Raw genomic sequence first — 26,479 nt, forward strand, 5'->3', positions numbered from 1 at the left:
CTATTTATGTCCCAGTTACCGTGTTTAAAAACATCATAAAGGGATCGACTAATTAAATTTCATATAAAAAAGGTCAAGGATGAAGATCCTTGACCTTTTTCTTGAGTGGTCCTACGCTAAAAACCGGAATTCCGTCCTGCTTCCATTCTGTGATGAAATGACTTCCAGGCGTGCATCGATTCTCTCTTTCAGCTCTGGAACATGCGATATCAATCCTACTAATCGCCCGCTGCTTTGTATATCCATTAATGCTTCGATTGCCTGATCAAGTGATTCCGGATCGAGTGTCCCGAACCCTTCATCGATGAACATCGTCTCTAATGATACTCCCCCGGCGTATTGCTGGACCACGTCAGCAAGTCCAAGTGCCAAAGCCAGGGAGGCCTTGAAGCTTTCCCCTCCTGACAATGTTTTGACATGTCGCTCCTGACCTGTATATTGGTCAAAGACCAGAAGTTCCAAACCGCTCTGAACATTCCCTTTGCTTCGGTCCGTTTTCCGGATCAACTGATACCTGCCTGAAGTCATCTTGATTAATCTCTCATTTGCGACCCTAAGGATGTCTTCAAGGAATGATGCCAGAACATACCTTTCAAATGTGATCCGGTTGGCATTCTGACCCCTTGCGACTTCTGCTAAATGTCCGACCGTTTGATATCTTGATTCTAAATCCCTGATTCCTTCATTTATGACTGTCACCCTGTTGAGGATGAGCACATTTTCCTTTCTGTTTGTCATGACACTATTTAAAAGATCATTTACCTCTTTCAATTCATCTGTAACCTTGATGATGTCTTCTTCGATCCTTTGAAGATCCGGCCGTTGTTTATCTTTTAAGATTCCTTCAATATCGGATAGACGGTCAGTGACTGAGCGAAGATCCTCCCCGTACTTCCTCACTTTTTCCTGAAGGGCAGTGACTTCCGCTTCTGACTTTTTCGCTTCCAGAAAGGCTTTATAGTGGGAGAATCCCTGTTCTGTGAGTAGCGTGAGGAAGGCATCCCTTTCAGCTTTCATCTCCACATTCACATTCTCTATTTGGATCTCTTTATCTTTTACTTGAGACTCCTTTACACTGTTTTGGTTCAACAGCTCATAGTACTGTTTTTGAGCCCGTTCAAAGGATGTCTTTAATTCTTTCAATCTTTGTTTCTCTTTCTGTAACACTTGTTCAAATTGAGCTTTTGTCCTGAGATCAAGGGGGATGGATTCCTTCACTTTTTCCAGGGTCGTTTTTTTCGTGTGAAAGAGCGTATTGAGTTCTTGGAGCATGTCTTGATTCTTCCCTCTTGCCCCTTCAAGTTCTTCAAGCTTCTCTCTCCCCTTTCTAATTTCTTCTCCCATGACTCTTATTTGTTCCACTTCTTTTTTCTTAGAAGCGATGTCCGTCTTCAATGATTCGATTTCTTTCATCAGCAGCGAACGGGTCTCCCCGAGTTCAAACTGATTAAAGTAACGTTTCTTTTCACTTATTTTCTTGTTGATATTTTCGATTTGCTCTTGAATGCCTTGTATTTTCGTTTCCTCCTGGGCAATGGCGAGGCTTACTTTTTTCTCTTCCGTTTCCAATTCCTGCTGCTTACCTTTTGCCGCCTTAAGATCTTCCCCGGATGGAATAGAATCTGCCTCTACTGCGGGGGTTGGATGGTGTTCCGATCCGCAGACCGGACAGGGAGCATCTTCTGCTAATCCTTTCGCAAGCAATGACGCCTGAGCAGAATTCCACTTCCCCTCCAAAAAAGCCAGCGTTTCAGAAGCATCCTGAAGTCGATCCTCAAGTTGACTATATCGATTCTTTAATTGATCACGCTCCGTTTTTACACGCTGAAGTTTTTGTTCCAATTGATTCATGTCATTTATCTGCTCCAGTAGGGAAAGTTTCTCCTGTACATTTTTTTCAAGTTGAAATACATCTTCCTGACCACCTTCTCCTGCTTTGACACGTACTTCCCGTTCCTTTATCCCTTTTTGTAAAAATGAGATCTGCTCGTTCTGTTTTGTTACAATACTCTGCTGTTTTTCGTACCTTTCTTTCAATTCACCCGTTTCGTTCATTAGCGTATCTAAAGAATCTATATCTTTTTCCATATTTTCAAGTTGATTCACTCTTTTTGAAGCTTGCTCCCTGAGAGGTTCACTTTTTGTTTCTTCTTCAAAAATCTTTGTTGCTGTCAGCAGCTTTTCTGAGATTGTTTGTTTTTGTTCGGATAGTGTGGCTAATTGACTTTTCAGTTCGCTTAGATTCCGATTAAGTTTGTGGCAATATTCATCTTGTTGAACCAAATGGGAAGCTCTCCTGGCCAAAACAATCTCATGATCGATCGATTCGATTTCAGGTTTCAGTGCTAAAAGGGATTCTTTTTGATTCTTAAGTTTTTCCAGAAGCTCATATTGATCGATCAGACTTTTAGCCTCTGTGAGATCCTTCTGATAGGCATCCCTTTTCCCTTGAACGTTCTCATATTGTTGTGTGAGCTTCCTCTCCTTCTTTTCCATCTCTTCAATATGAGGGACTAGAAGGTGCAGAATGCGATGATCATTTAACGGACTTTCCAATAAAAGGGATTGGAGTTCTTCATTTTCTTCAAAATGGATTCTTACTAGTTCCCTTGTTCGTTCTTCTATGGAGGATTCAACAGACCTTTTCAACTCGTCAGCCTCGGATTTCAATTTTTCCTGAATCGTCTTGTATAGCTCCGTATGAAAGAGGCGTTGCAATATGAGTTCTTTATCTTTACTATCCGATGTAAGGAGTTTCCGAAACTCCCCCTGTGGGATCATAAGGATCTGTCTGAATTGATTGGCATCGAGCTGGATCAATTCTTTGATCTTCTCGTCCACCTCTCTCACGTTTGCCGCAAGAAGCTGTTCTTTCCCGTCTTCATCGCATACATATAATTCAGACCGGGCATTGATGGTAGTAAAGCCCTCCCCCCTTGCTTTCTTTTTTTCCTGCTGGGGTGAACGCCAAATCCGATACGTTCTTCCACGTAAACTGAATAGAAGATCAACTTCTGTACTATCATCATGATTGGCAAATTGGCTTCTTAATTCTGTCGGATTTCGATCTTCCCCGCTGGCTTTTCCGTAGATCGCGTAGGAAATCCCATCGAAAATCGTTGTCTTTCCAGCCCCTGTTTTACCGGAAATCACGAACATGGTGCGGTTATCGAGCTCTCGGAAGTCAATGGTTTCCCTGCCGGCATACGGTCCAAACGCCTGCATCACTAACTTAAGTGGTTTCATGCGTGATCAACCTCCCTTTTGGCGATATCAATCACATTCCGTACCACATCTTCCTTTTCACCGTTGAATTCACCTGTGGTCATGTCCTTGTAAAATTCTTTAAATAAGTCCAGTTCGGACCGTTTTTTATCCTCCAATGCTTGGAACGAGTTCTTCTTTCTAGCGTCGGTCAAATCTCTCTTTCTCTCAAGATGGAGCACGTTTGGATAGACTTGTCTCAGTTGATTGATGGGATCGATTAATGTCCCTTCATCATGAAGGGTGATCTTTAAATAGTCATCCACCTTCTGAGACTGATAGAAAGCGGGATCCAGCAACTCTTCCATATGTCCCTCCATTTCCCTCATATCCTGTTTAGGCTGAAGTACCTTTTCCCGCAATTGAAAGGACCCATCTTCACCCATCTCTACAATGGTGACGGATTTCCTCTGAGCAGCTTCTGAAAAAGAATATTTCAGCAGTGAACCTGAGTACCTGATTGTTTCATGCCTAATGGCGTCTGGACTATGAAGGTGACCGAGTGCAGTGTAATGGAATGGTCTGAATACGTCTGCCCCCACACAACCGGAACCCCCGACTGAAAGAGTTCGCTCCGAATCCGTCGTTTTTCCTCCCAGTACAAATGCATGACCAACAAAAACATGTGGTTCTTCAGGGTCCATCTGTTCTTCGATTCTCTTGACGATGGCTTCCATTGCTGCATGATGACTATTGATTGAGTCATCATCAAGTATTTGTCTGACTGTACCAGGCTCAGCATAAGGGACGCAGTGGAAGTTCACTCCTTTTATTTGGATGGGGGTGAAATCTGCCGAGATCTTCCCCTTTAAATAAAATTGACTATGTTTGTACCATGAAGACCCAAATGACAGCCTCTCTGCACTATCATGGTTGCCAGAAACAGCTACAATCGGTGTGTCGAGCTCTACATTTATCCGGAATAATACTTCATCTAATAGCTCTACTGCTTCTGTAGGTGGGACAGATCGATCATAGAGATCGCCTGCAACGACGACTGCATCGGGTTCCTCCTCTTTCACAAGTTCGATGAATTCCTCCAATATGTATCGTTGTTCTTCTGTCATATATATGCCATGCACCAATTTACCCAGGTGCCAATCAGCGGTATGAATGAATTTCACTACTATTTTCTCCTCTCCGCACATTCTAGTTTCTAACTGGATTATATCAAACTAACAGGGTCTCCGTGTAAGGAAAACATTGATAGTGGTTCTGGTGCTACTTCTATATCACTCTCCATGAAAAATAGGACCGCATAGAGCGATCCCATCTCCATTATTCTTTTAGTTGCCGAGGCAGTGTTTGAATTGACGTGATGACAGCATCAAGCTTTGACTCGATTCGATAAAGAAGATACATCGTGACCACAATCGGAAACCCTACTTCAGAAACTAGTGAAACAATCGGCTCCATTCTCTCCCTCCTCTCATCCTATATATAGGTAGTTAGGGTGAAAATGGGTACATGAACAGAAAAAAAGCGAATCCTGTACAAACCGGACTCGCTTTCCCCAACTATAAGTGATCGTAATAGACCTTATACTTTAGTATTAACCGTTTAAATCACTGATTAAGCTTGAACTTACCAGACCAGCTTCATCTAACACTTTTTTGATTTGATTTTCTGCATCGGTCAATTTTTCATCAGCTGCTGTGAAATCTGCTTCGCCTTCTTTAGCCAGTTCATCAGCTTTCATGTTATATGACTCTGCCAGTGTGGATTGGAATGATTCCACTGCATCCTTTTGGTCTCCAAGACCATCAGGGATCTCCATTCCTTCTACTGCTTCTGCAGACGCTTTCGCTGATGCTTGAGCAGATTCTTTCAATGTTGCCAGTTCGTCTCCAGCAGGTGGCTCTTCACCCGCCATTGCTGCTTCATATCCATTTAAATCAATATCAACACCGTTAACGGTCGTTGTTAAATTCAAGTAATAATCCATTAATTCCCCAGCCGTATCCGTGTTCTCTTCAGCACTTGATGCCTCATCCTTTTTCTCCTTATCTGAACCGGAGTCAGAACATCCTGCAAGTGCCAATGATAAACCAAGACCTAATACCCATACTTTTTTCATATTTATTTCCCCTCTCTGTCTATATCTATAAGTTCAAGTACAATAAGCAGCTCCAACAGGAAACGCTTACTTCGTCTATAATAAGCCGGCAAAAAGTATCTTATCACGGAGATAAACCGATGGTAAAGAAATATTTGCAGATTTCTACAAAGTTTAAATCTTACAAATATTCCGAATAAACAGCATTCAACTCCCCCTGAGACTTCCTCTTAACTAGGTCATTAGTATGAATGCTGTTTTCAAACAATTGAACAAGTTCACTTCACGTGGTATAACTTATATATACTTTCTTACGGGGCTGATTGTTGAGCTGGTGCTTGCCCAAGTCTTCAAAACTTTCGGGAGGCGCGTGCCGTCTCCGCTGGGTTCGATTCCCAGGCAGTCCCGCCATTCAGGAGAATACAGCCCTTAACATATAAAAGAACCCTTACGTTAACCATAAGGGTTCTTTTTCTCTATTTCTGGAGTACTTCCCGTTTCTTACGCTCAGACGACTGAACGCCGTCAAACATGATATGAAAGGTTGTGCCCTCTCCCTGTTCACTTTGCACCCGTATATCCGCCCCATGATCGCGAAGGATCCGAAGGCATATAGTAAGGCCGAGACCTGTTCCTTTTGTTTTTGTCGTGAAGAATGGCTCTCCCAGTTTATCCAGGGTTTCCTTCTTCATCCCTACCCCCTCATCCTTAAACATCAAATGCACCTTATTATGGGAATTGAAATCTGCATGAATGGTAATCGTCCCTCCATGAGGCATCGCTTCTATCGCATTTTTTATTAAGTTGATAAAGACCTGCTTTAATTGATTTTCGTCGCCGCGGATATACAGTTCTTTCTCATGAAACTCCGTTTGGATTTCGATATTATATAAGATGGCATTCGTATTAAGTAATTTCGAGACATGATCCAGTGTTTCAATGATATTTATCCGTTTATACGTAACGGATTGCGGTTTCGCAAGAATCAACAACTCGCTCAGTACAAGTTCGATCCGCTTGATTTCAGAAAAGACAATCCCTAAGTACTCCTTCGTTTTCTCATCGGCTTCATCTCTTAACAGCTGAAGAAATCCATTAATTGAAGTCAATGGGTTGCGGACTTCGTGAGCAATCCCTGCAGCTAATTGACCGGCAACTGAAAGTTTTTGAGATTCAATAGCCAGGGTTTCATTCATTTCCATCAATTCTTCTTCGTTATGTACTCTTTCGGTAATGTCTGAAATGGTTCCTACTGTACCCAGCAGCTCACCATTACCATCATAGTTCAGTTTAATATTGACCTCACCCCAACGAAACTGTCCGTCCCTTTTTTGATAGGGAATGTCCATCCTGGTTTTCTCCCTATGTAAACCGATGCATTGCCTTACCAATCGGAGGATTTCATGACGTTCATGGAGGGAAATGAAATGGAGGGCATTCTTATGCAGACTTTCTTTGACCGTGTATCCCGTAAATTCTTCCCAGGATTGATTGAGGAACTGAAATTCTCCCTTTGCATTTGTGTGAAACACCACTTCATCAATACTTTGGAGGACGTGCTGCATTTCTTCATTCAGCAGCTTTACCCTTTCTTCACTCGTTCTGAGGGCCGCCAACGTCGTATGGCTGATATCATAACTTTTCCCCATATAATAGCTGATAAAAAGGATCAGTATAGTAAACACCATATCCACCCTTAAATCCACCGGATAATGGAGAACAAAGTAATAAATAAAGTCCCACGTAATGATTAATAAAAGTCCAGTAAGTAACGATACGATCCTGCCGGTATACTTCATCCTGCTAGCCTCCTATTTGCACAAGCTTAAAAAACAATCGAAATAGAAAGAATTTTCACGATATTTGTTATTTATTAGTATATCATTTCTAATTAAGAACAGTATAGAGTTCTTTATAAAATCTGTGATATTCTTGTCACATGCTAAGTCCTTGTCTATAATTGAATAGGATATGCTTTTAAACTGAGGTGAAAAACATGCTAGAAGGTTGGTTCTTATATTTCATCCTTTTTTGGGTCGTTTTTTTAGTGGCTTCGTTTGCGATCGGTGGATTCTTCATGTTCCGGAAATTCTTAAAGAGATTCCCTAAGGAAGATGGTAAATCTGACTTGGACTGGGAAGAACATTATGTGAACGAAACCATCCATTTATGGGGTGAAGATGAAAAGAAAATGCTGAATGAACTGGTTACTCCGGTTCCGGAATTATTCAGGGACGTGGCAAAACAGAAAATCGCCGGAAAAATCGGTGAATTAGCTTTAAAAGAAAGAGCTGCAGCCATAACAAAAGAATTAGTCATCAGAGGATACATTTTGGCGACTCCAAAGCGAGATCATAAATTTCTCAGAAAAAAACTTGATGAAATGCAGATAGAAGTGACACCCTATGAGCATTTATTCTGATAAAACAGGCAGGGAATAAAATGGGATCGATACTTATCATTCCGATTGTATTATATGTAATCTTTATTGTTGGGGCTGCTATTTTGTACATTAAATGGAAGAATGCAAAAAAAGGTAAACGTTAAACAGTTTACCTTTTTTATATGGTCACTTAATCAATGGGATCCTCTGCTTTACCAAAGCGAATGACGTCGAGAATCGCTTGGCCATCACTCGGTTTTCCGTCTCCGTTCCTGTAAGGAAACAATGAGAAAAAGATAAAGTACACCGAAAAATACACAAATTGATAGAAAAAGATGTGAACAGGTATCACACCTTCATAAATCAGAAAGTTAATGAATAGTATCGCCACCAGGTTGAATAAGCTTCCCGATAAATAGATCAGGACATGCACCCATACCTTGTTATACTTCAACTCCCGGTATTGACACCACCCCTCCATAAAGTACATTCTCTTCACTTCTAAAGGGCCAATATTTATGAGGTGTTTACCGGTTCCGATGGCAAACTTGATCTTCGCACCAAATATTCGTGCAATCAAGATATGACCCAATTCATGTACAATGGTCACAAGTGGCAATGTAAGAAAGAAGGCCAGGAAAAAAGTCCAGATATCTGCTAATGTAAACAATCGTAATCCCACCAATATCATTTGTTATTCATTCATCTTCTCCCTCTTTGCCCTAAAAGATCTGCATTTATGCATATTCGTCTGCATTGTCACAAAACCGTCACCTTCCCGTAAAATTCACAAATCGAGTAGGAGGGGATGATTAATCCCCGACCTCTCACACCACCGTACGTACCGATCGGTATACGGCGGTTCAATCAAGATGATTGACGAAGACTTTCATACCTAACGATAAGACTTAGGAGCCCTTGGCGATTCCAGAAGGAATTGCCAAGGGTTTTGTGTAGTATTGGACTTTGTGCGATCCTCCAGTAACCCTTTCGGGTATTACCCCACTCATATGCCTTCCATTTTGGAACGCCGAGCGCAATGAGGTTGCGGACCTTCGTTTTCGGCAGTTTCCACTGCTTCCACAGACACATTCGTAATCTTCTTCTGATCCATGCATCCAGGTATTTTAGGAAGCTGGGTGTATCAGCGAGCTGAAAATAGCCGATCCATCCCATTAAATATTGGTTCAGCTTTCTGATTCGACCCTCCATCGACCACCCTGAAGATCTGGAAGTTAGAGAACGGATTTTCTGTTTCAACCGTTTTATACTTTTGGAGGCAACTCTGACTTTTGGTTTGCGATTTGATGTAAAACTAAAGCCAAGGAACGTTCTTCTCCAAGGTCGGTCCACCGCAGATTTCTTTCGGTTTACCCTCAGTTTAAGTTTCTTCTCAAGAAACGTTGTCACTGAATTCATCACCCGGTTACCGGCTTTAGGCGAACGGACATAGATATTACAATCATCTGCGTACCGTATAAAGCGGAGCCCTCGTTTCTCTAATTCTTGGTCCAGTTCATTCAAAATGATGTTAGAAAGCAATGGACTGAGAGGTCCGCCCTGTGGCGTACCTTCCTCACTTTTCACCTTTACACCTTCTATCATAATTCCGGCATTGAGGTAAGAACGAATCAGTTTCAGAAGTGCTTTGTCCTTTATTCTCTTCGCAAGAAGACCCATGACCTTATCATGATTCACTCTGTCAAAGAATTTCTCTAAGTCAATATCGATAACCCAGCGATATCCTTCCTGGATATACGTTTTCGCTTTTCTGACGGCGTCATGGGCACTCCGATTTGGTCGGAACCCATAACTATGATCAGAGAAGGTTGGATTGTATATCTGAGAGAGTATCTGGGCAATTGATTGTTGAATCATACGGTCTGTCACCGTTGGGATACCTAACAGCCGGACGCCGCCGTCTGGTTTCGGGATTTCGATCCGACGTACCGGGTCCGGCTTGTAGGTTCCCCCAAGAAGATCCTTTCGAATCGATTGCCATTCGTGCATGATATGCGATCGCAGGTTTTGTACGGGCATAAGATCCACGCCATGGCTTCCCTTATTACGCTCTACACGTTTCAGTGCTTCAAGCATATTCGGTTTAGACAGAATCATATTCATCAACATCACTGATATTCCTTTCCTTCGTGTGTCACGTTTCCTCTTTCGATGGCCCTGCCTCACACTTCCACCAGCCCTCACGGAATTCACCGTTACCTCTAAATGGACAGCTCTTTTCAGATTGTCTGTGAGTCTCTCAGTTACCATGAGCCAGGTCGTGGCACTCTCTTGATTGTTCAGTCCTTCCCGACTTCCTCGAGAAAAGCCGGTACTATGACCTCGGCTGACTTCTGGCGGTTCAGCAGAGAATCGCTTCTCCGGTTACCAAGTATTCAAGGCGTATCCGCCAGATCTCCCCGGGTAAGAGTGCAATCTTTCCCTCCATCTATCCGCCTCATTTACTTTCTGCACCTTCGACAGTTCGGACTTCATCTTGTATTGCAGACTTATCCAGTGCAACAAGCCTTATATGAGATTCGTGTTCCTCGGACCGGAGGTTTGCCGCCCGCTTCCTTCAGATTCCGGGTCGCCCCGGACACCCTTGCGTTAAGCTAACCGCTACAACTGTCTTCACGGCTCGGGACTCTCACCCTATAGATCACACCCATGCCGGGCGCACAATAAAAAAGCAGGGAGCGTCTCCCTGCTTTTTAACGGCGTATCAAATTGAATTCGTCGTTAAGTCCTGATTTTCCTGATGCAGCTTTCTATATTGAAAATACATGGTTATCCTCCATGGAACGATCATGCCAAAAGCAAGTATCCAGAACATCCCGCTCAATTCTCCGTAATCAATCGAAGTACTAAGGATCGACTTCGCTACAATTCGAATTAACAGCAGGCCGATCAAAATGAAGGCAAACGCTTTAGAACGCTTTAAATAAATATCATTTTCACGAATTTCAAACTTGGATGTCTTGATTAACAACAGAGAGAATACCATTCCGACAATAATCGCCTCTAAAAACTCACCCACATTGACCCGAAAGACAGGAAATAAGAACATCAACGCACCTGTACTCATAAAGAGAGGGGGTAAAATAATCTTCTTACCACTTACCGGCCTTTTCTGAGCCTTCATCCTGATAAATATCACCATAAATCCCATGCAAATCGCTACAATGGATGAAGCAATCATCATAAAGCATCATCATCCTTTTATAATCTACTTTCATACCTTCCCTTATTATAGCCCAAATGCAGGAAAAACGAAAACAGAAAAAAGAGAGAATGAATGGAAGATTCAATCTCTCTCGGTTTATCACCCTAATACTCTTTTGATGGCTTCGTCTACGCGCACCTCGTCAAAGGGCTTAACTATGAAGTCCTTCGCCCCTGCTTCAATTGCTTCCACTACCACCTTTTGTTGTCCCATCGCAGAACACATAATGATCTTGGCTTGAGGGAATTCGGTAAGGATTTTCTTAACCGCTTCAATTCCATTCATATCCGGCATGGTGATATCCATCGTTACCAGGTCAGGGTGAAGCTCACGATACTTCTCCACGGCAATCATGCCATTCTCAGCTTCCCCCACGACTTCATGCCCGCTGGATGAAAGCATGTTTCCAAGGGTCAATCTCATAAATTTCGCATCATCCACTACAAGTATCGTTGCCACAGATGTTTCCTCCTCGTACACACTATCGATGTCTATTGAGTCTTTTTACCTAATTCACCCAATTAAACTATACCATAAATCGTAATATTTATTCAATTTATTCTGTTAATTATCAACTGAATATTATTAAAATCCCTGAAACCCTCCGAATGCAGATGTAAAGTAAGCAAGGATGATGGTCATCCAGTCAAAGAACAGCATGATCCCTACAGCAATCATGACGTATCCCCCTACTTTTACAATCCTTCCACTGTTCTTTCTGATCCACTGCATTCGCCCTATGAAGAATGAAAGAATGAAGAAAGGAATGGCAAAGCCTAATACATATGCTGTCATGTACATGACACCTGACCCAGGATTTGTTGCGGCAAGGGCAAGAACTGAAGCAAGGATCGGACCGGTACAGGGTGTCCATCCCGCGGCAAACGCCATTCCGATCAAGATGGAACCGATAAAGCCCGCAGGCCTATTCTTGAATTCAAATCTGCGATCCTTCATCAAGGATTCCGGGGTGAACACACCAATGACGACCAAGCCAAAAATGACGATGAAAATAGCCCCCAGCTGTCGAATAAGATCTTTGTAATTTAAAAAGAAGTTTCCAATAAAGGAAGCCCCAAAACCAATCGCGATAAAAATGGCTGAGAAACCAACTAAGAAAAATAATGTATGCAGTAAACTCCTTCTCTGCAACATGGCATTATCCGTTTTCAATTCATTGACACTCATGCCGGTTATGTATGAAAGAAAGGCGGGATACAAAGGTAAGCAGCACGGGGATATGAAGCTTAGGAATCCTGCCCCGAATGCTAAAAAAATATTAATATCAGACATTTCCACATCTCCTACAATTCAGTATATATGTCTATTCTATCAAACAATGCGCCAAACTATGAGGGATGTTTATGTGAAAGATTTGTGACCATCTTATTACAATCACCTTTTACTCTTTCAATTGTATTAAAGTCTCTTTTCTTTTCCTAAATCCGTTAATTTTACTTTGAAAAAATGTTCTATATTCGTTATACTAATAAAAAGTTACAGTTATTACTAGTTTTGTATTCCACTTGTCAGGACATACAAAAGAAAGGAAACAGCCGTGTCTAAAAAAGAGCTTCTAGAACGAATTGAAAAAAAGCGTGCTCAATTAATTGATATTGTTGCTGAAAATGGACTGACATCACCTCAAGCTATTCAATTTAGTCAGGAACTTGATCGTCTGTTAAATAGCTACAACTCTCAATACATAAAAAAATGCTACACACCCCAAATGAGTTGAACTATACCTTTTATACAAATAAATGATACTAATATAGTGCTAAAAGGGAACAGGGAGATCCGAATCCGGGTCTCCCTGTTCCCTTTTAGCTTTCTGATGTGGCATCCTCCATATCCTCGACCAAACCATTTTGAAGAAGATACATTTTGTGATAAATTCCTTTTTGACGAAGTAATTCCTGGTGGCTGCCACGCTCTACTATTTCCCCCTGCTGCAACACCAGGATGAGATCCGCATCCTGTATGGTTGATAGCCTATGAGCAATGGCAATGGTTGTTCTGCCTTTTCTCATTCTCCTCAGGGCATTTTGGATTTGTTCTTCCGTTTCTGTATCAATATTCGCAGTTGCTTCATCAAGGACAAGTATCTTCGGTTTGGTCGCCATTGTACGGGCAAATGCAATCAATTGTCGCTGTCCACTTGATAGTGTTGAACCCCTTTCGACCACAGGGTGAGAATACCCGCCAGGAAGTTTCTCAATAAACGTATTCGCCCGTACAAATTTAGCTGCTTCTTCCACTTCCTTATCAGACATCTCTTCGGCATGAAGCTTAATATTATCCTTTATATCTCCGTAGAATAGGAATGGATCCTGAAGGACCAGGCCCATCTTCTGCCGGAGTTCTGCCATTGGATACATTTTAATGCTTCTTCCGTCTACTAAAATGTCACCCCGGTTGAATTCATAGAATCTCATAAGTAAATTGATGATCGAGCTCTTTCCGCTTCCTGTATGCCCGACAAGTGCGACAGTTTCACCAGGCTTCGCGGTAAAAGAGATTTTCTTAAGGACATCATTTTCCCCATCATAAGAATAGGACACATTGTCAAAGGTAATTTCGCCTTGCCCGATCGTTTCACTATTCCCGTTATCCAGCGTTTGCCCAGGGGATAGCTCTTCTTCATCCAACAGCGTGAAGACGCGTGAAGAAGCTATGATCGCTTGTTGAAACATAGATAATCTCATCATGATTTGATTGACCGGTTCAAAAAAACGGTCCAAATAATTAATAAATGCATAGAGCACACCAATTTCAATCGGCTGCGTGAAAGATGATATTCCGAAATAGCTCAATACTACAATTAAGGCAGCAACATATACAAGATCGATTGCCGGTCTCAATAATAACCCATCCACCTTAATATTCTTCATGCCAGCCCTATAGTGTTTTTCATTAATATCCCCAAATTCAAGTCTTAATCTTTTTTCCTGCCTGAATACTTGGATGATTAACATTCCCGAAAGCGATTCACTTAACTTGGCATTCAGTTGACTCAGTCTTTCACGCATCTCCTGATAGAAGATGGAGCTATATGAACGATACATTTTCATAATGATAAAAATCACAGGGAGTATGAATAGACAAAAGAAGGCTAACCTGGTATTCAGGACAAACATGGCAATGAAGATCCCCGTTAAAAGAAATACACCTTGAATGAATGATACCAATACACTTACGAACATATCCTTAATCGCTTCCGTATCATTCGTTACCCGGGAGACCACCCCTCCTGCAGGGGTATGATCAAAGTACTTCATACCAAGTCCTTGCACCTTCGTAAAGACATCCACCCTCAATTGCTGAATGATCCTGAGGGCGATTTCCTGAAACTTCAGTAACTGAAAGTAAGAAATCAATACATTACCAATCTGAATCGATACATATGCGGCAGCTAAACCGACGAGTGGACCATATGGAAACACCCTGGGAGTTAAATAGTCATCAATGAAGATCTTGATGATGATCGGTCCTAAGACGTCTCCAATGGTTGAGAGAAGCAATAATGAAAAAGCGGCCATTATCGGTCTTTTATAAGGCTTTGTATACCCCATTAGACGGTAAAAGATCTTCCGCTGCTCTTTAGGTGTCAGAGTCTGTATACGATCCATTTCTTATCCTCCCCGCTCTACGAGTTCTTCCAATTGTTGGCGAAGATACATTTCTCTGTACCTGCCTTTATTCTTCATAAGGTGACCGTGGGTGCCTTTCTCGACGAGCTTTCCTTCTTCAAGCACAATGATCAGGTCAGCGTGTTGAATCGCACTTAGCCGATGAGAAGTGATCACCGTCGTCTTCCCGGCTCGATTCTGCTTCAGGGAAGTCAGGATCGATTCTTCTGTACTGGCATCCACAGCTGACAGGGAATCATCCAGGATGAGTACTTCAGGATCCATTAAGAGAGCCCTTGCAATCGATATCCTCTGCTTCTGACCACCCGATAAGGACACCCCTCTTTCCCCGACGACTGTGGCATAGCCTAATGGGAATCGGCTGATATCATCATGAATATGAGCAAGTAAAGCTGCCTCCTCCACCTTTTCCCTTGAAGATAGTGGATTTGCGAAAGCAATATTTTCCATGATCGTGGCAGAAAATAAAAAGTGATCCTGAGGCACGTATCCGATGGATTCACGCAATTGATTTAATTTATACTCTTGAATCACGCACCCTCCAAATCTCACAATCCCCTTATACCCCTCAAATTCCCTCAGGAGAAGTTTTAAAAGAGTTGTCTTTCCCGCCCCAGTTTTTCCAACGATCCCAATGGTTTGACCCTTTTTCATGGTAAACTGAACATCTTCCAGTGCATGCGCCTCTTCATCCGGGTATGAAAAAGTGGAAATCTGGAACTCGATATCTCCTGTTGGGGCGCGCTCCAATTCTCCAGCATCCAGCACATCTATCTTTTCATTCAATAACCCTGCCACACGATCATAAGAAGCACGCCCCCTCTCCACAATGTTAAATAGCCACCCGAATGCAAGCATCGGCCAGATTAAGAGTCCGAGATATGTGGTGAAGGAAATCAAGTCTCCAATCGTAAGCTCTCCTTCAATCACATACTTTGAACCAAACACAATCGATAAAAAGAAGGAAATACCTACAATGATGGATATGGTGGGATCAAACAACGAGTCCACTCTTGCAACAGAGATATTTTTCTGAACCACTTCCTCCGATTGTTTCCTGAACGACTCAATATCCTCTTTTTCCTGCCCAAACGTTTTCAGGACTTTCATTCCCGTTATACTTTCCTACGTCTTATCATTCAGAGCCGAAAATGCTTCTTGAGCTTTATGAAACCGTTTATGCAGCAATGTTCCATAATAACTTGTCAAAACCGCCATGAACGGCATCGGTATCAATGCAATGAGGGTCAGCTTCCAACTGATTGTAAAAGCCATGGCCGCAACGACAAATCCTCCAGTTGACAGGGAATCAACAAGGGTCAATACGCCTACTCCCGCAGTCTGTTGGATCGATTGAATGTCATTTGTTGCGTGGGCCATCAAATCCCCTATCCGCTTCCGTTGGTAGAAAGCCGGGGACATTTTGGTAAAGTGATGATAAAGTTCGTCCCTCAGCAACCTGGAAAGCTTGGTGGCAGAACCGAAGATCATGATTCTCCATACAAAACGGAGACCGTACATGGCTAGTGCGGTAAAAATAAGGATCAGGATCCATTTCAACATATCTTCCGGCGTCAACGAATGTGCCTTTATACGGTCGACCACGATCCCTACAATTTTAGGTGGGATCAATTGAAGGAACGCCACCAATAATAGAAGTATGGTTCCTGTTATATATGACTTTTTCTCCTGAAGAAAAAACCATTTTAAATCATAAAAGACTTTCATACTGTCTCCCCCGCATCATGATTAAATCGACTCTTTATTTTACCAAATTTCATAATAATGAGAAATCTTTTTCCGACAAACTCTTCAAGAGACGATACAAAAGAGCCTCTCTGATTTTAATAAGAGAGGCTCTTTCGTATAGAAATATAATATTAATGTATTTGTACAAATGGTTCCTGGTCCACTTCTTTGACGATGGTGGCTTTAAGGCCTTTAGGGGTTTTTACATAAAGGTAAACCGGTGTGTGTGGGAAGTAATCGACGATTTCAGGACCTATCGCCTGTGCAAACCCTATTAATTCGGTTTCCTTCACCATTCCTGTATGTACATCGATGACCAGTTTATTTAGCGTTTCCTTCTGATACATTCCTTTACCTACAAACTCAATATCCTGATGAGAGAAATACTTTGACACATAATCTTCAAGATCCCGGATTCGGTTATATAAATCACGGTCTTTCTCTTCGCCCTCATCACTCGGGAAGTAATAATATTTGTCGGAGACATCGTCCCACTTTTTGATTTTTTTATCGTTCTCATCTAAATAGGTCGTAGCAATATAGTTTCCTGGAACAACACTGTTTAAAGGTTGCAGTTTGAAAATCGAAATCATGATTGGTACATTTTTCAATTCTTGGTTTGCCCTTACCCGACTGGCGACTGTGCCGGCCACTTTCTTTCCGTATTCTTCCATCATTTTCTTGTTAATATTGGCTTCGTCAAAATGCATAAGCTTCTTATCATCTTCAACCCTGATATAATCGATGGTATTCATCGCAAGGCCAAGGGAAATCCCCTTGATTTTCCCATCTTTATCTACATAATTCTGCTCATGAATATAGGCAAGGTACATTGGATTTTTCTTTTCCAGCTCCATCCGTTGTTCCCATGTCATATCATCGGTGATCTTCAATTCAGGGTTGAGGCCAGCCTTATTGGTTTTAGACTTCCTCCCTAACCATGCGTTTAAGTTCTTTAAATATTGCCCTTCCTGGTAGACATATTTATCAGGGGAAAAATGTTCAGTGGATAAAGACATAAGGCCCGTCTCAATTTCATCCATATCACTGCGGTTATTGATCGTCATGGTAATCAGACCGCGATTCACCGATTTTTTTTCTTCGTTAACTTTATAATTTAAATATTCACGTGCATCACTTGCTGCACTATTTTGAATTTCAAGCGTTTCTTCATCTATCACTTCTTGAGGCTTATTGCTGCATCCGGCAATAAGAATCAAAAGGGACAGAGATACAATACTCCATTTTTTCATATGACTCCCTCCGGACTATATTTTATCATACATTACATTTCAATCCGCTTGATAATCTTTAAGTTTTTATGAATTCACGAAAATAATCCCATTATCCTACCTGATCTTTTAATAACTTCTTTACACTCCATGGAATCAGGATACCCGAACAATAGAAAAAGCACTCATCACCTGAGTGCTTCCATCTATTACTTCATGTTCTTATTCATTGCATTCATCATTTGATTGATTTTTTTCTGGGATGGTTTTTGCCCCATTTGCATCATCATCATGCGTAACATTTGCTCGTTAATTGGTGGATTTTTCTTTAGGTAGCTCATCATGTATTTACGAGCAATGAAAAATCCTAGTGCTACTCCGGCAAGTAATGCCAGAACGCCTACTAGAATAAGTAATCCAGTCGTTCCCATACTCTTACTTCCTCCTTCATGTTGTCCTTTTAAAAGTGTACTAAACCCTGAAACATTATACAATATTTTGGTCAAAATTTCATATTAATATATAAACTTTCTTTGTTTTATCGGTTTTAACCATCCAAAACGTTCATTTTTGATATCCATTGCCAGTAGCTGGCCCATATTCCTCCGTAAAATTTCAAAAAAGATATATTCAGATTCATCGTGCCCCCAGGCATTCAAGGACATCGACTTTTCATTCAAGACGAGTGTCGCACCTGATTGTTCTCTTTCGATTGTCGCAACGGAGTTTATCCAGGCTGCCCCTTCAACCTTCGTTATTTCGTGCTGAAGCAGTCTTTGGGTAGGAAGGTATGGAATCGGTTTGGTAATGTAATCTACTTGTTTCGAGACGATATCGTGAAGATCACCTGTACTCGCTTCCCAATCAGAAAACAATTGATAGAACATTCTTTCACGACCATAGTAATGTTGAACAAACAACTCTTCAATCCAATAGATTTGATAATTTCGCACCTTTACTCCCTCCTACCTTTCTTTCATATAGTATAAATCAACTAGAAGGGAGTCATTGTCATAAATTGTTGAAAATCTGCACTAGTTTTGTCGAACCTATTCTATCTTACCTGATTGTTGAGAGGTGATTCGAAGTATTTATACGTTACATGTTCTATACCCAATCTCTTCCACCTATACTCCTATTGTACTCACCCAAAAGAAAAAGGCCAACTCCTTAGAGAGTGTAAGGAGCCGACCTTTTCCATTCACGATTATTGAAGTAAAGCTTTGATTCTAGATACTACATTTTCAGAAGTGAAGCCATATTCTTCCATAACTTTAGCTCCTGGGGCAGATGCACCATAACCATTGATCGCCAGGATGTCACCTTCATCACCAACGTAACGATCCCAGCCCATTGGAGATCCCATTTCGATAGCCAGGCGTTTCTTCACGCTCTTAGGCAGAATGGATTCTTTATATTCTTTTGATTGTTTTTCGAAACGATCCCAGGAAGGCATGCTTACAACTGAAACACTGATGCCGTCTTTTTCAAGTGCATTTTGTGCATCTACCGCAAGATGTACTTCAGAGCCAGTCGCAATCAACAGGGCATCAGGCTGTTCTTTACCCGAAGCAGAGACAACATATGCTCCTTTGTTTACCCCGTTATAGGCTTTATCAGCCGTACCTTTAAGCGTTGGAAGGTCCTGACGGGACAGAACCAGCATCGTAGGCTGATCTTTCGATTCTAACGATAACCTCCAGGCTGCAGCCACTTCATTACCGTCACCAGGGCGAATGACTGACAGGTTAGGCATTGCACGAAGAGATGCAAGCTGTTCAACAGGTTCATGGGTAGGTCCGTCTTCTCCTACAGCGATACTATCGTGTGTGAACACATATGTCACAGGTAAGCCCATTATAGCCGCCAAACGGATAGCAGGTCTTAGATAGTCACTGAATACGAAGAATGTGCCTCCGAATACATGAAGCCCTCCGTGTAGAGCCATACCATTCATGGCACCACCCATACCGAATTCACGGACTCCGAACCAGATATTTCGGCCTTCGTAGGATTCAGGCATGAAATCTTTCTCATCTTTAATCATCGTTTTGTTGGAACCAGCAAGGTCAGCGGAACCACCGATGAATGAAGGAAGATTTTTGGCAATGGCGTTGAGCACTTCCCCTGAAGAAGCTCGGCTTGCCAATGCTTTTCCTTCTTCATATACCGGGATGTCTTTATCCCATCCTTGCGGTAGTTCACCTTTGATCGCCGCTTCTAATTGAGTGGCTAATTCAGGGTGTTCCTCTTTGTATTTAATGAATTGGTTGGCCCAATCCTGTTCTTTCTCAGAGCCAGCTTGTTGGATTTTTTCCTCGAAGCGACTGTAAACCTCATCAGGCACGTGGAAATCCTGATCAAATGTCCACTTGTAGGCTTCTTTGGTAAGCTTCATTTCATCTTCACCCAGAGGTGCACCATGAACGGCTGATTTACCTGATTTATTCGGTGCCCCGTAACCAATGACTGTCTTGACCTCAATCATTGTCGGGCGCGTTGTATCTCCCTGACCTTCTTCGATGGCCTTGGAAATTTCGTCAAGATCATTTCCATCTTCAACACGGATATACTGCCATCCGTATGATTCAAATCGTCCCTTAACACTCTCAGAGAAGGACTTATCCAACTCTCCGTCAAGTGAAATATCGTTGGAATCATAAAGGACAACAAGGCGTCCTAATTTTAGATGTGCAGCCAATGAAGCAGCTTCAGAGGAAACACCTTCCATTAAGTCCCCATCTCCACAAATGGAGTATGTAAAGTGATCGACCATATTATATTGGTCTTTGTTGTATGTAGTGGCCAAATGTCTTTCGGCTAATGCCATACCTACTGCCATTGCAATCCCTTGTCCAAGCGGACCAGTTGTTGCTTCTACACCAGGAGTGTGCTTGTACTCTGGATGTCCTGGAGTCTTACTTCCCCATTGGCGGAAATTTTTAAGATCTTCCATTGAAACATCGTATCCAGATAGATGAAGTAGGCTGTATAACAGCATCGAACCGTGTCCCGCAGATAAGACAAAACGGTCGCGGTTGAACCATTCTGGATTTTTAGGATTATGATTCATGAACTTTGTCCAAAGTGCATACGCCATTGGAGCTGCCCCCATAGGCATTCCCGGGTGCCCGGAACCTGCTTTTTCAATCGCATCGATTGATAATGTACGGATTGTATTAATTGCTAATTGATCTGTTTTATCAAACATATGTCAGACATCCTTCCTTTTAATGTACCTTATTAATATTAATCTTCTTTGATAGTTTATACAACTATCTTGAATGATAACATGACTTTATGATCGATGAAAATAAAAAACCCTTTAAATATCATAAGGGAGAAAAATGATTCAAAAAACTTCCAGTACCTTTCAACTTTGGCCTGGAAGTTTTTTGATTAATGCATTTTTTTCTTAGTCTGTATATCTTGGATCTTTTTAGGTGTTACTTCATTTCCTTCCGGATCAAAGATTCTTGTATTTTCAATTGTCCCCTTCATCGATTGACGGAACGTTTCTAGATATTCTTTTCTAAGTTTAGTCTGTTCTTTCGCTTCCTGCTCAGATAGTCCGCTACTTTTGGACTTATTGGCAAGTTCGTTGATTCTATTCATTTTTGATTTTGAAAGCATCTATAAAAACTCCTTTATTGCATAGTTTGCAAACTCTAAAACAATCTTAGAGCAGTGCATCACACTACCGTCATGTTACTAGAATAAAGGAGATAAAACAAGGGTTATGCATGATCACGGGAAGTCATATATTCCTTGAAGCGTCTATGTACGGTAGCTTTGGATACATCGTATCCGAATCCCCTAAGTGTAGCTGCAATTTCAGCGAAGGTTAATTCGTTTTTCCTTAGTCGCACGATTTCCTCGACCGGCACTTCAATACGTTCCCTTCCTTCAACATTGCCTTTGTTTTTTAAATTTTTATGGGGCTGAAAGCCATTTTCCACAGCCCGCTTCATGCCCCGCTTAATTTTAAGGTTATGAAGCTTGCGTTGATATTCCTCCACCATACTGACAATGTTGATGACCATAGAATCGGATTCGGATAAGTGTAATTCACCACTATGAGTCTGGCTGATGATTTTCACTTCTTCTTTTAACAGACAGTGGATAAGGGCGATCTTGGCATTCCCCCTGCCGATTCTTGTTTCGTCCTGGATAAGGACTGCCTCGATTGATTTATCCCTGACCAGGTCCAAAAGTTCCAAAACCCCTGGACGGTCCAATTCAAAGCCGCTCGCCTGATCCCTGATGACGGCAGTTACTTCATAGTGATGTTCGTTTGCCAATTTAACCAGTTCTTCTTCCTGGCGTTCCAATGATGTTTCCTGTGTGTTTTTCTTGGTACTTACCCTGCAGTATATGACTGCTTTCATTTTCTATCCCTCTATTCTTCGTTCATGACCAGTTCGAAATCTGATTGAGTTGATATTGTTGGATTTTCAATCGGTAACACAAGTGATTCACCAGGTTTGATGGCAAAAGAGTTCAATTCGTTCTCTTCCCCAACCCAGGCGATAAATTCTTCCACTGTCATAGAATATTCTTCATTATACTGTTTGGCAATAGTCCAAAGAGTATCACCCTCTTCTACTGTGATACTTTGGTAGGAAGGTTGATTTGACATATTGATTAATAAATAGAAAGCTGCTGAAAGGACTAATAGAAATAATATAATAATGTAAGAGAATCGATTCCAAATATGTGTTAACATAAAATTACCCCCATACGAATGTTTGTTCTGTTTTGTTATTTTCATTGTAATACGAACATTCGTTTGGTGTCAACAAAATTCGAACTTATGTTTGTATCAATTATCGTGACATGCTATAATGGGAACATAAGATCTATAATAGAGGTGCGTGAACATGACAAAATTGTCGAAGAGACAGCAGGACATACTACAATATATTAAAGTTGCAGTCAGAGAAAAAGGGTATCCCCCTTCCGTACGTGAAATCGGGGAAGCCGTCGGTCTTGCTTCCAGTTCCACTGTACACGGACATTTAGCGAGGCTTGAAAGTAAAGGTCTGATCCGTCGCGATCCGACTAAACCGAGAGCGATAGAAATCCTGGACCTTGAAGAAGATACGATTCCGCGACAACGTGTAGTAAACGTTCCTTTAATCGGTAAAGTTACAGCAGGTCAACCGATTACGGCTGTTGAAAATGTGGAAGAATTTTTCCCATTGCCCGAGCGGATGGCCCCTTCGGATGAGCAGGTCTTTATGCTTGAAATCATGGGTGACAGTATGATCGAAGCCGGTATATTGGATGGAGATTTTGTCATTGTTCGCCAGCAGCAGACAGCGAACAACGGAGATATCGTCGTTGCCATGACCGATGAAGATGAAGCAACGGTAAAACGTTTCTTTAAAGAAAAGGATTATGTTCGTCTGCAACCTGAGAACTCAACAATGGAACCTATCATTTTGCGAAACGTTTCCATTTTGGGTAAAGTGGTCGGAGTGTATCGTCAAGTTCATTGATAATGGTATCGGTATGCATAGAGCATTCCGGATTCTAGTATCAAACGGTCATCATAATAATGAAAAAAGCCCGGGGTTGGAAGCAAAATTTCCAACCCCGGGCTTTTTTCTTATCGTTTCTTCCCTGATTCCCTAATCAACCTGAACTTCCTGCAAAAAAACCCTCAACGATAAATCGTTGAGGGTTTCTGGTAATTAATACATTTGAATGTACTGTTCACGTTCCCAAGGGTGTACTTGTGTACGGAACATATCCCACTCGATTTCCTTCGCTTCCACGAAGTGTTCGAATATGTGTTCGCCAAGGGACTTAACGATTACTTCATTCGTTTTTAATGTTTCAAGAGCTGCATATAATGTTGCAGGAAGATCCACGATACCTGCTTCTTCACGCTCTTTTTTATCCATTACATAGATGTTGCGGTCAATCGGCTTAGGAGCCGGTAAGTTATTCTTGATTCCATCCAATCCTGCCGCAAGTAATACAGCCATTGCAAGGTAAGGGTTTGCTGCAGGGTCGACACTTCGGACTTCAACACGTGTGCTCAAGCCACGGGAAGCCGGGATACGGATTAATGGGCTACGGTTACGCGCAGACCATGCAACATAGCAAGGTGCTTCGTAACCTGGCACTAAACGCTTGTATGAGTTTACAGTCGGGTTCGTGATTGCCGTAAAAGCAGTTGCATGCTTAATGATACCAGCAAGGAATTGACGGGCAGTATCACTTAGTTGCAAGTCACCTTTTTCATCAAAGAAAGAGTTCACGCCATTTTTGAACAGGGACATATTACAGTGCATTCCTGAACCATTTACACCGAATAATGGTTTCGGCATGAAGGTAGCGTGCAGACCATGTTTACGGGCAATCGTTTTAACTACCAGTTTAAATGTCTGAATATCATCACAAGCTTTTAATGCATTGGCGTATTTAAAGTCGATCTCATGTTGACCGGGAGCTACTTCATGGTGAGATGCTTCGATTTCAAAGCCCATTTCTTCAAGTTCTAAAGCGATATCACGACGGCAGTTCTCCCCTAAATCGGTAGGGGCCAGGTCAAAATAGCCACCGTTATCATTCAATTCCAACGTAGGTTCGCCATTAACATCTAATTTAAAGAGGAAGAATTCCGGCTCTGGTCCAAGATTGAAGTCAGTGAACCCAAGCTCCTCCATCTCACCTAAAATGCGTTTTAGGTTATTACGGGGATCTCCTTCGAACGGAGTGCCATCCGGATTGTAAATATCACAGATCAGACGGGCTACCTTCCCTTTTTCTGCTGTCCATGGGAAAACCAACCATGTGTCTAAATCCGGGAAAAGGTACATATCCGATTCTTCGATTCGGACAAATCCTTCAATGGAAGAACCATCAAACATCATTTTGTTATCTAAAGCTTTTTCAAGCTGACTTAGAGGGATTTCTACGTTCTTGATCGTCCCTAAAATGTCGGTGAATTGTAGTCGAATGAACTTAACTCCTTCTTCATTCGCTAATCTTGCAACATCTTCCTTAGTATACTTTGCCATTTACGTAATTCCTCCTCAAGTTTATTAAAGGGTTTATTTAATGAAAGAAGCGGGACATATCTCCTTGACGCAGAGATGATCGATTGAACCGACCGGAATGGATCAATTCATTGCGAAGTAATTTACGCAGCTCGTCGTCAGATAGATCCTGTCTTGCTTTTTCTTCCTTTTCATTACTTACGTCAGATACGACTTTGCTTTCATTATGACCGGACACAGAAAAGATCTTCTTAATCCCTGCCATGTTGATACCTTGATCTAACAGATCCTTTACTTCTAATAACTTATCAATGTCATTCAAGGAAAAGAGCCGACGATTCCCCTCGGTCCGTGCCGGGTTTATCAGTTGATGCTCTTCGTAGTATCGAATCTGACGAGCCGTTAAGTCCGTGAGCTGCATGACAATACTGATTGGAAATAATGCCATCGTTCGACGAATTTCACTTCCGCTCATCTTGATTCCTCCTTTTGTTTTCCTTCTTGAATTCATTATATGTAATGTTAGGAGTTCTGTCAATCAAATGTGAGTTTTTCTTACATAAATAATCAAAAGAATTGGATAGTCCACTTTAGACTATCCAATTACTCCTTTAATATCCTTTTTATATGGTGATTAAACCTTTTTCAATTAAGTTGTCCACCGCAGAGCAAACGGCGATTTTTACATGGGAGTAAGTTAACCCGCCTTGAACATAAGCTATATAAGGTGGTCTTATAGGTCCATCCGCCGATAGTTCAATGCTCGCTCCCTGAATGAACGTTCCTGCGGCCATGATGACATCATCCACATAGCCCGGCATATAGTTCGGATACGGCGTGAAATGAGAATTGATCGGTGAGGCTGATTGGATTGCCTGACAGAAAGCGATCATCTTTTCCCTGTCATCAAATTGCACAGATTGTATTAAATCCGTGCGCCTGGCATGAGGTGAAGGGTCTGTGTTCATGCCAATCTCGGTCAGTAGAGCAGATGTGAATACCGCTCCTTTCAATGATTGCGCGACCACGTGAGGTGCCAAAAAGAATCCTTGATACATTTCTTGAAGGCTGTAGAGAGATGCCCCTGCCTCCGCCCCGATTCCCGGCGAGGTCATACGGAAGGAACAGGCTTCTACATTTTCTTTCTTTCCGACGATATATCCACCTGTTTTTGCAAGGCCACCCCCTGGATTTTTAATAAGGGATCCCGCTATTAGATCCGCCCCGACGTGACAAGGTTCATTCACTTCGACAAATTCCCCGTAGCAGTTATCTACAAATACAACAATTCCAGGGTCAATCTCTTTAATGAAATCAATCATTTCCTTTATTTCTTCAATTGTAAAGGATGGGCGGTTGGCATACCCTTTCGATCGCTGGATCCCAACCATTTTTGTCTTTGTAGAAATGGTCCGTGCCACCTTTTCGAAATCGACTTTTCCAGACTCATCTAAATCAACGCTCTGATAGTCGATATGGAAGTCTTTGAGTGAACCTGTACCCTTTCCTCGGCTTCCTACAATTTCTTCTAATGTATCATAAGGTTTCCCTGTTATGTACACCAGTTCATCTCCCGGTCGGAGTATACCGAACAAAGCGATGGAGATGGCATGGGTACCAGAAATGATTTGAGGCCGCACTAGCCCTGCTTCCCCTCCAAATACATCTGCGTATATGCTTTCCAGGGTGTCCCTTCCTGCATCGTCATAGCCATAGCCTGTGGACGGGATGAAGTGAGAATCGCTTACCCGGTGCTTCTGAAACGCTCTTAAAACGTTGAACTGGTTACTTTCAGACCGTTCATCGATTTTTTTGTGTATGTCTTTGATATCTGCTTCCACTTTCGTTACAAGTGATTGTAATGCCGTTCCATTTACTAATTGTTCAAACATTTGGTGTTGTTTCCCTT

The 26,479-nt window shown here is 41.9% G+C and carries 24 protein-coding genes, 1 tRNA gene and 1 pseudogene; 4 read left to right on the plus strand and 22 right to left on the minus strand.

Annotated features, from left to right (window positions below; translation table 11 throughout):
* Positions 1 to 111: 111 nt before the first annotated feature.
* From ATG71_RS16700 to ATG71_RS16715, 4 genes are all read right to left on the minus strand, one after another.
* On the minus strand, positions 112 to 3,246 hold the full coding sequence (locus ATG71_RS16700; RefSeq protein ID WP_098440649.1) for an AAA family ATPase: 3,135 nt from the start codon (positions 3,244 to 3,246) through the stop codon (positions 112 to 114).
* Entirely contained in the window at positions 3,243 to 4,388 is a 1,146-nt protein-coding gene (locus tag ATG71_RS16705) for an exonuclease SbcCD subunit D (RefSeq protein ID WP_098440650.1), read from the minus strand. Before ATG71_RS16705 ends, ATG71_RS16700 begins: the two co-directional genes overlap by 4 nt.
* 154 nt (positions 4,389 to 4,542) lie before the next feature.
* Positions 4,543 to 4,680, minus strand: coding sequence for a YvrJ family protein (locus ATG71_RS16710; protein WP_098440651.1), 138 nt, complete (start codon positions 4,678 to 4,680; stop codon positions 4,543 to 4,545).
* A 136-nt stretch (positions 4,681 to 4,816) separates the two neighbouring features.
* Positions 4,817 to 5,341 carry a hypothetical protein gene (locus ATG71_RS16715; protein WP_098440652.1) on the minus strand — a complete coding sequence of 175 codons (525 nt, stop codon included), beginning with the start codon at positions 5,339 to 5,341 and terminating at the stop codon, positions 4,817 to 4,819.
* Between the two features lie 294 nt (positions 5,342 to 5,635).
* On the opposite strand from ATG71_RS16715, the gene ATG71_RS23455 reads away from it, so the two are divergent.
* Positions 5,636 to 5,731, plus strand: a tRNA-Sec gene (locus ATG71_RS23455).
* A gap of 65 nt (positions 5,732 to 5,796) precedes the next feature.
* On the opposite strand, the gene ATG71_RS16720 is transcribed toward ATG71_RS23455, so the two are convergent.
* Positions 5,797 to 7,119, minus strand: a complete 1,323-nt coding sequence (locus ATG71_RS16720) for an ATP-binding protein (protein ID WP_098440653.1) — start codon at positions 7,117 to 7,119, stop codon at positions 5,797 to 5,799.
* Between the two features lie 197 nt (positions 7,120 to 7,316).
* Here ATG71_RS16720 and ATG71_RS16725 point away from each other — a divergent pair, with 197 nt between their 5' ends.
* A complete protein-coding gene (locus ATG71_RS16725; RefSeq protein ID WP_034759880.1) occupies positions 7,317 to 7,742 on the plus strand; it encodes a DUF2621 domain-containing protein in 426 nt (141 codons plus the stop codon).
* A 151-nt stretch (positions 7,743 to 7,893) separates the two neighbouring features.
* On the opposite strand, the gene ATG71_RS16730 is transcribed toward ATG71_RS16725, so the two are convergent.
* The 5 genes from ATG71_RS16730 to ATG71_RS16750 form a co-directional block, all read right to left on the minus strand.
* On the minus strand, positions 7,894 to 8,373 hold the full coding sequence (locus ATG71_RS16730) for a site-2 protease family protein (protein ID WP_098440654.1): 480 nt from the start codon (positions 8,371 to 8,373) through the stop codon (positions 7,894 to 7,896).
* A gap of 197 nt (positions 8,374 to 8,570) precedes the next feature.
* Positions 8,571 to 9,833, minus strand: coding sequence for a group II intron reverse transcriptase/maturase (gene ltrA, locus ATG71_RS16735; RefSeq protein WP_098440269.1), 1,263 nt, complete (start codon positions 9,831 to 9,833; stop codon positions 8,571 to 8,573).
* Positions 9,834 to 10,428: 595 nt separating this feature from the next.
* Positions 10,429 to 10,908, minus strand: coding sequence for a CcdC family protein (locus tag ATG71_RS16740; protein ID WP_098440655.1), 480 nt, complete (start codon positions 10,906 to 10,908; stop codon positions 10,429 to 10,431).
* Between the two features lie 120 nt (positions 10,909 to 11,028).
* Positions 11,029 to 11,388, minus strand: a complete 360-nt coding sequence (locus ATG71_RS16745; protein WP_098440656.1) for a response regulator — start codon at positions 11,386 to 11,388, stop codon at positions 11,029 to 11,031.
* Between the two features lie 126 nt (positions 11,389 to 11,514).
* Positions 11,515 to 12,222: a cytochrome c biogenesis CcdA family protein gene (locus tag ATG71_RS16750; RefSeq protein ID WP_098440657.1), complete on the minus strand. Its 708-nt coding sequence runs from the start codon at positions 12,220 to 12,222 to the stop codon at positions 11,515 to 11,517.
* Positions 12,223 to 12,487: 265 nt separating this feature from the next.
* On the opposite strand from ATG71_RS16750, the gene ATG71_RS16755 reads away from it, so the two are divergent.
* Entirely contained in the window at positions 12,488 to 12,667 is a 180-nt protein-coding gene (locus ATG71_RS16755) for an aspartyl-phosphate phosphatase Spo0E family protein (RefSeq protein ID WP_061811297.1), read from the plus strand.
* A gap of 85 nt (positions 12,668 to 12,752) precedes the next feature.
* Here the strand turns inward: ATG71_RS16755 and ATG71_RS16760 are convergent, their stop codons facing one another.
* The 9 genes and pseudogenes from ATG71_RS16760 to yneA all read right to left on the minus strand — a co-directional run bounded on the left by ATG71_RS16760 (position 12,753) and on the right by yneA (position 22,286).
* Positions 12,753 to 14,558 carry an ABC transporter ATP-binding protein gene (locus tag ATG71_RS16760; protein ID WP_098440658.1) on the minus strand — a complete coding sequence of 602 codons (1,806 nt, stop codon included), beginning with the start codon at positions 14,556 to 14,558 and terminating at the stop codon, positions 12,753 to 12,755.
* 3 nt (positions 14,559 to 14,561) lie between these two features.
* Positions 14,562 to 16,307, minus strand: a pseudogene (locus ATG71_RS16765) (ABC transporter transmembrane domain-containing protein).
* Positions 16,308 to 16,459: 152 nt separating this feature from the next.
* Entirely contained in the window at positions 16,460 to 17,581 is a 1,122-nt protein-coding gene (locus tag ATG71_RS16770; protein WP_098440659.1) for a CamS family sex pheromone protein, read from the minus strand.
* 188 nt (positions 17,582 to 17,769) lie between these two features.
* A complete protein-coding gene (locus tag ATG71_RS16775) occupies positions 17,770 to 17,991 on the minus strand; it encodes a YneF family protein (protein ID WP_034759902.1) in 222 nt (73 codons plus the stop codon).
* Between the two features lie 84 nt (positions 17,992 to 18,075).
* Complete coding sequence (gene sirA, locus ATG71_RS16780; protein WP_098440660.1) at positions 18,076 to 18,513, minus strand: sporulation inhibitor of replication protein SirA; 438 nt, start codon at positions 18,511 to 18,513, stop codon at positions 18,076 to 18,078.
* Between the two features lie 254 nt (positions 18,514 to 18,767).
* Entirely contained in the window at positions 18,768 to 20,771 is a 2,004-nt protein-coding gene (tkt, locus tag ATG71_RS16785; protein WP_098440661.1) for a transketolase, read from the minus strand.
* Positions 20,772 to 20,959: 188 nt separating this feature from the next.
* On the minus strand, positions 20,960 to 21,193 hold the full coding sequence (locus ATG71_RS16790) for a DUF896 domain-containing protein (protein WP_098440662.1): 234 nt from the start codon (positions 21,191 to 21,193) through the stop codon (positions 20,960 to 20,962).
* 104 nt (positions 21,194 to 21,297) lie between these two features.
* A complete protein-coding gene (locus ATG71_RS16795; RefSeq protein ID WP_098440663.1) occupies positions 21,298 to 21,948 on the minus strand; it encodes a YneB family resolvase-like protein in 651 nt (216 codons plus the stop codon).
* Between the two features lie 11 nt (positions 21,949 to 21,959).
* On the minus strand, positions 21,960 to 22,286 hold the full coding sequence (gene yneA / locus ATG71_RS16800) for a cell division suppressor protein YneA (RefSeq protein ID WP_179886570.1): 327 nt from the start codon (positions 22,284 to 22,286) through the stop codon (positions 21,960 to 21,962).
* A 154-nt stretch (positions 22,287 to 22,440) separates the two neighbouring features.
* On the opposite strand from yneA, the gene lexA reads away from it, so the two are divergent.
* Complete coding sequence (gene lexA / locus ATG71_RS16805) at positions 22,441 to 23,061, plus strand: transcriptional repressor LexA (RefSeq protein ID WP_034759911.1); 621 nt, start codon at positions 22,441 to 22,443, stop codon at positions 23,059 to 23,061.
* A 195-nt stretch (positions 23,062 to 23,256) separates the two neighbouring features.
* On the opposite strand, the gene glnA is transcribed toward lexA, so the two are convergent.
* From glnA to ATG71_RS16820, 3 genes are all read right to left on the minus strand, one after another.
* Positions 23,257 to 24,591 carry a type I glutamate--ammonia ligase gene (glnA, locus tag ATG71_RS16810; protein ID WP_098440665.1) on the minus strand — a complete coding sequence of 445 codons (1,335 nt, stop codon included), beginning with the start codon at positions 24,589 to 24,591 and terminating at the stop codon, positions 23,257 to 23,259.
* Between the two features lie 37 nt (positions 24,592 to 24,628).
* Complete coding sequence (locus tag ATG71_RS16815) at positions 24,629 to 25,045, minus strand: MerR family transcriptional regulator (RefSeq protein ID WP_060673272.1); 417 nt, start codon at positions 25,043 to 25,045, stop codon at positions 24,629 to 24,631.
* Between the two features lie 148 nt (positions 25,046 to 25,193).
* Positions 25,194 to 26,462, minus strand: a complete 1,269-nt coding sequence (locus tag ATG71_RS16820; RefSeq protein ID WP_098440666.1) for a methionine gamma-lyase family protein — start codon at positions 26,460 to 26,462, stop codon at positions 25,194 to 25,196.
* Between the last annotated feature and the right edge of the window lie 17 nt (positions 26,463 to 26,479).

Source organism: Bacillus sp. es.034, from assembly GCF_002563655.1.
GTDB lineage: Bacteria > Bacillota > Bacilli > Bacillales > Bacillaceae_B > Rossellomorea.

Excerpts from the sequence above, each read along its gene's own strand:
- ATG71_RS16795 (WP_098440663.1), bottom strand. The coding sequence starts at position 21,948 with ATGAAAGCAGTCATATACTGCAGGGTAAGTACCAAGAAAAACACACAG.
- ATG71_RS16815 (WP_060673272.1), bottom strand. The coding sequence starts at position 25,045 with ATGAGCGGAAGTGAAATTCGTCGAACGATGGCATTATTTCCAATCAGT.
- ATG71_RS16710 (WP_098440651.1), bottom strand. The coding sequence starts at position 4,680 with ATGGAGCCGATTGTTTCACTAGTTTCTGAAGTAGGGTTTCCGATTGTG.
- ATG71_RS16715 (WP_098440652.1), bottom strand. The coding sequence starts at position 5,341 with ATGAAAAAAGTATGGGTATTAGGTCTTGGTTTATCATTGGCACTTGCA.
- lexA (WP_034759911.1), top strand. The coding sequence starts at position 22,441 with ATGACAAAATTGTCGAAGAGACAGCAGGACATACTACAATATATTAAA.
- ATG71_RS16770 (WP_098440659.1), bottom strand. The coding sequence starts at position 17,581 with ATGAAAAAATGGAGTATTGTATCTCTGTCCCTTTTGATTCTTATTGCC.
- ATG71_RS16725 (WP_034759880.1), top strand. The coding sequence starts at position 7,317 with ATGCTAGAAGGTTGGTTCTTATATTTCATCCTTTTTTGGGTCGTTTTT.
- ATG71_RS16750 (WP_098440657.1), bottom strand. The coding sequence starts at position 12,222 with ATGTCTGATATTAATATTTTTTTAGCATTCGGGGCAGGATTCCTAAGC.
- ATG71_RS16720 (WP_098440653.1), bottom strand. The coding sequence starts at position 7,119 with ATGAAGTATACCGGCAGGATCGTATCGTTACTTACTGGACTTTTATTA.
- ATG71_RS16775 (WP_034759902.1), bottom strand. The coding sequence starts at position 17,991 with ATGGGAACGACTGGATTACTTATTCTAGTAGGCGTTCTGGCATTACTT.
- ATG71_RS16760 (WP_098440658.1), bottom strand. The coding sequence starts at position 14,558 with ATGGATCGTATACAGACTCTGACACCTAAAGAGCAGCGGAAGATCTTT.
- yneA (WP_179886570.1), bottom strand. The coding sequence starts at position 22,286 with ATGTTAACACATATTTGGAATCGATTCTCTTACATTATTATATTATTT.
- ATG71_RS16820 (WP_098440666.1), bottom strand. The coding sequence starts at position 26,462 with ATGTTTGAACAATTAGTAAATGGAACGGCATTACAATCACTTGTAACG.
- tkt (WP_098440661.1), bottom strand. The coding sequence starts at position 20,771 with ATGTTTGATAAAACAGATCAATTAGCAATTAATACAATCCGTACATTA.
- glnA (WP_098440665.1), bottom strand. The coding sequence starts at position 24,591 with ATGGCAAAGTATACTAAGGAAGATGTTGCAAGATTAGCGAATGAAGAA.
- ATG71_RS16700 (WP_098440649.1), bottom strand. The coding sequence starts at position 3,246 with ATGAAACCACTTAAGTTAGTGATGCAGGCGTTTGGACCGTATGCCGGC.
- ltrA (WP_098440269.1), bottom strand. The coding sequence starts at position 9,833 with ATGTTGATGAATATGATTCTGTCTAAACCGAATATGCTTGAAGCACTG.
- ATG71_RS16740 (WP_098440655.1), bottom strand. The coding sequence starts at position 10,908 with ATGATGATTGCTTCATCCATTGTAGCGATTTGCATGGGATTTATGGTG.
- ATG71_RS16790 (WP_098440662.1), bottom strand. The coding sequence starts at position 21,193 with ATGCTTTCAAAATCAAAAATGAATAGAATCAACGAACTTGCCAATAAG.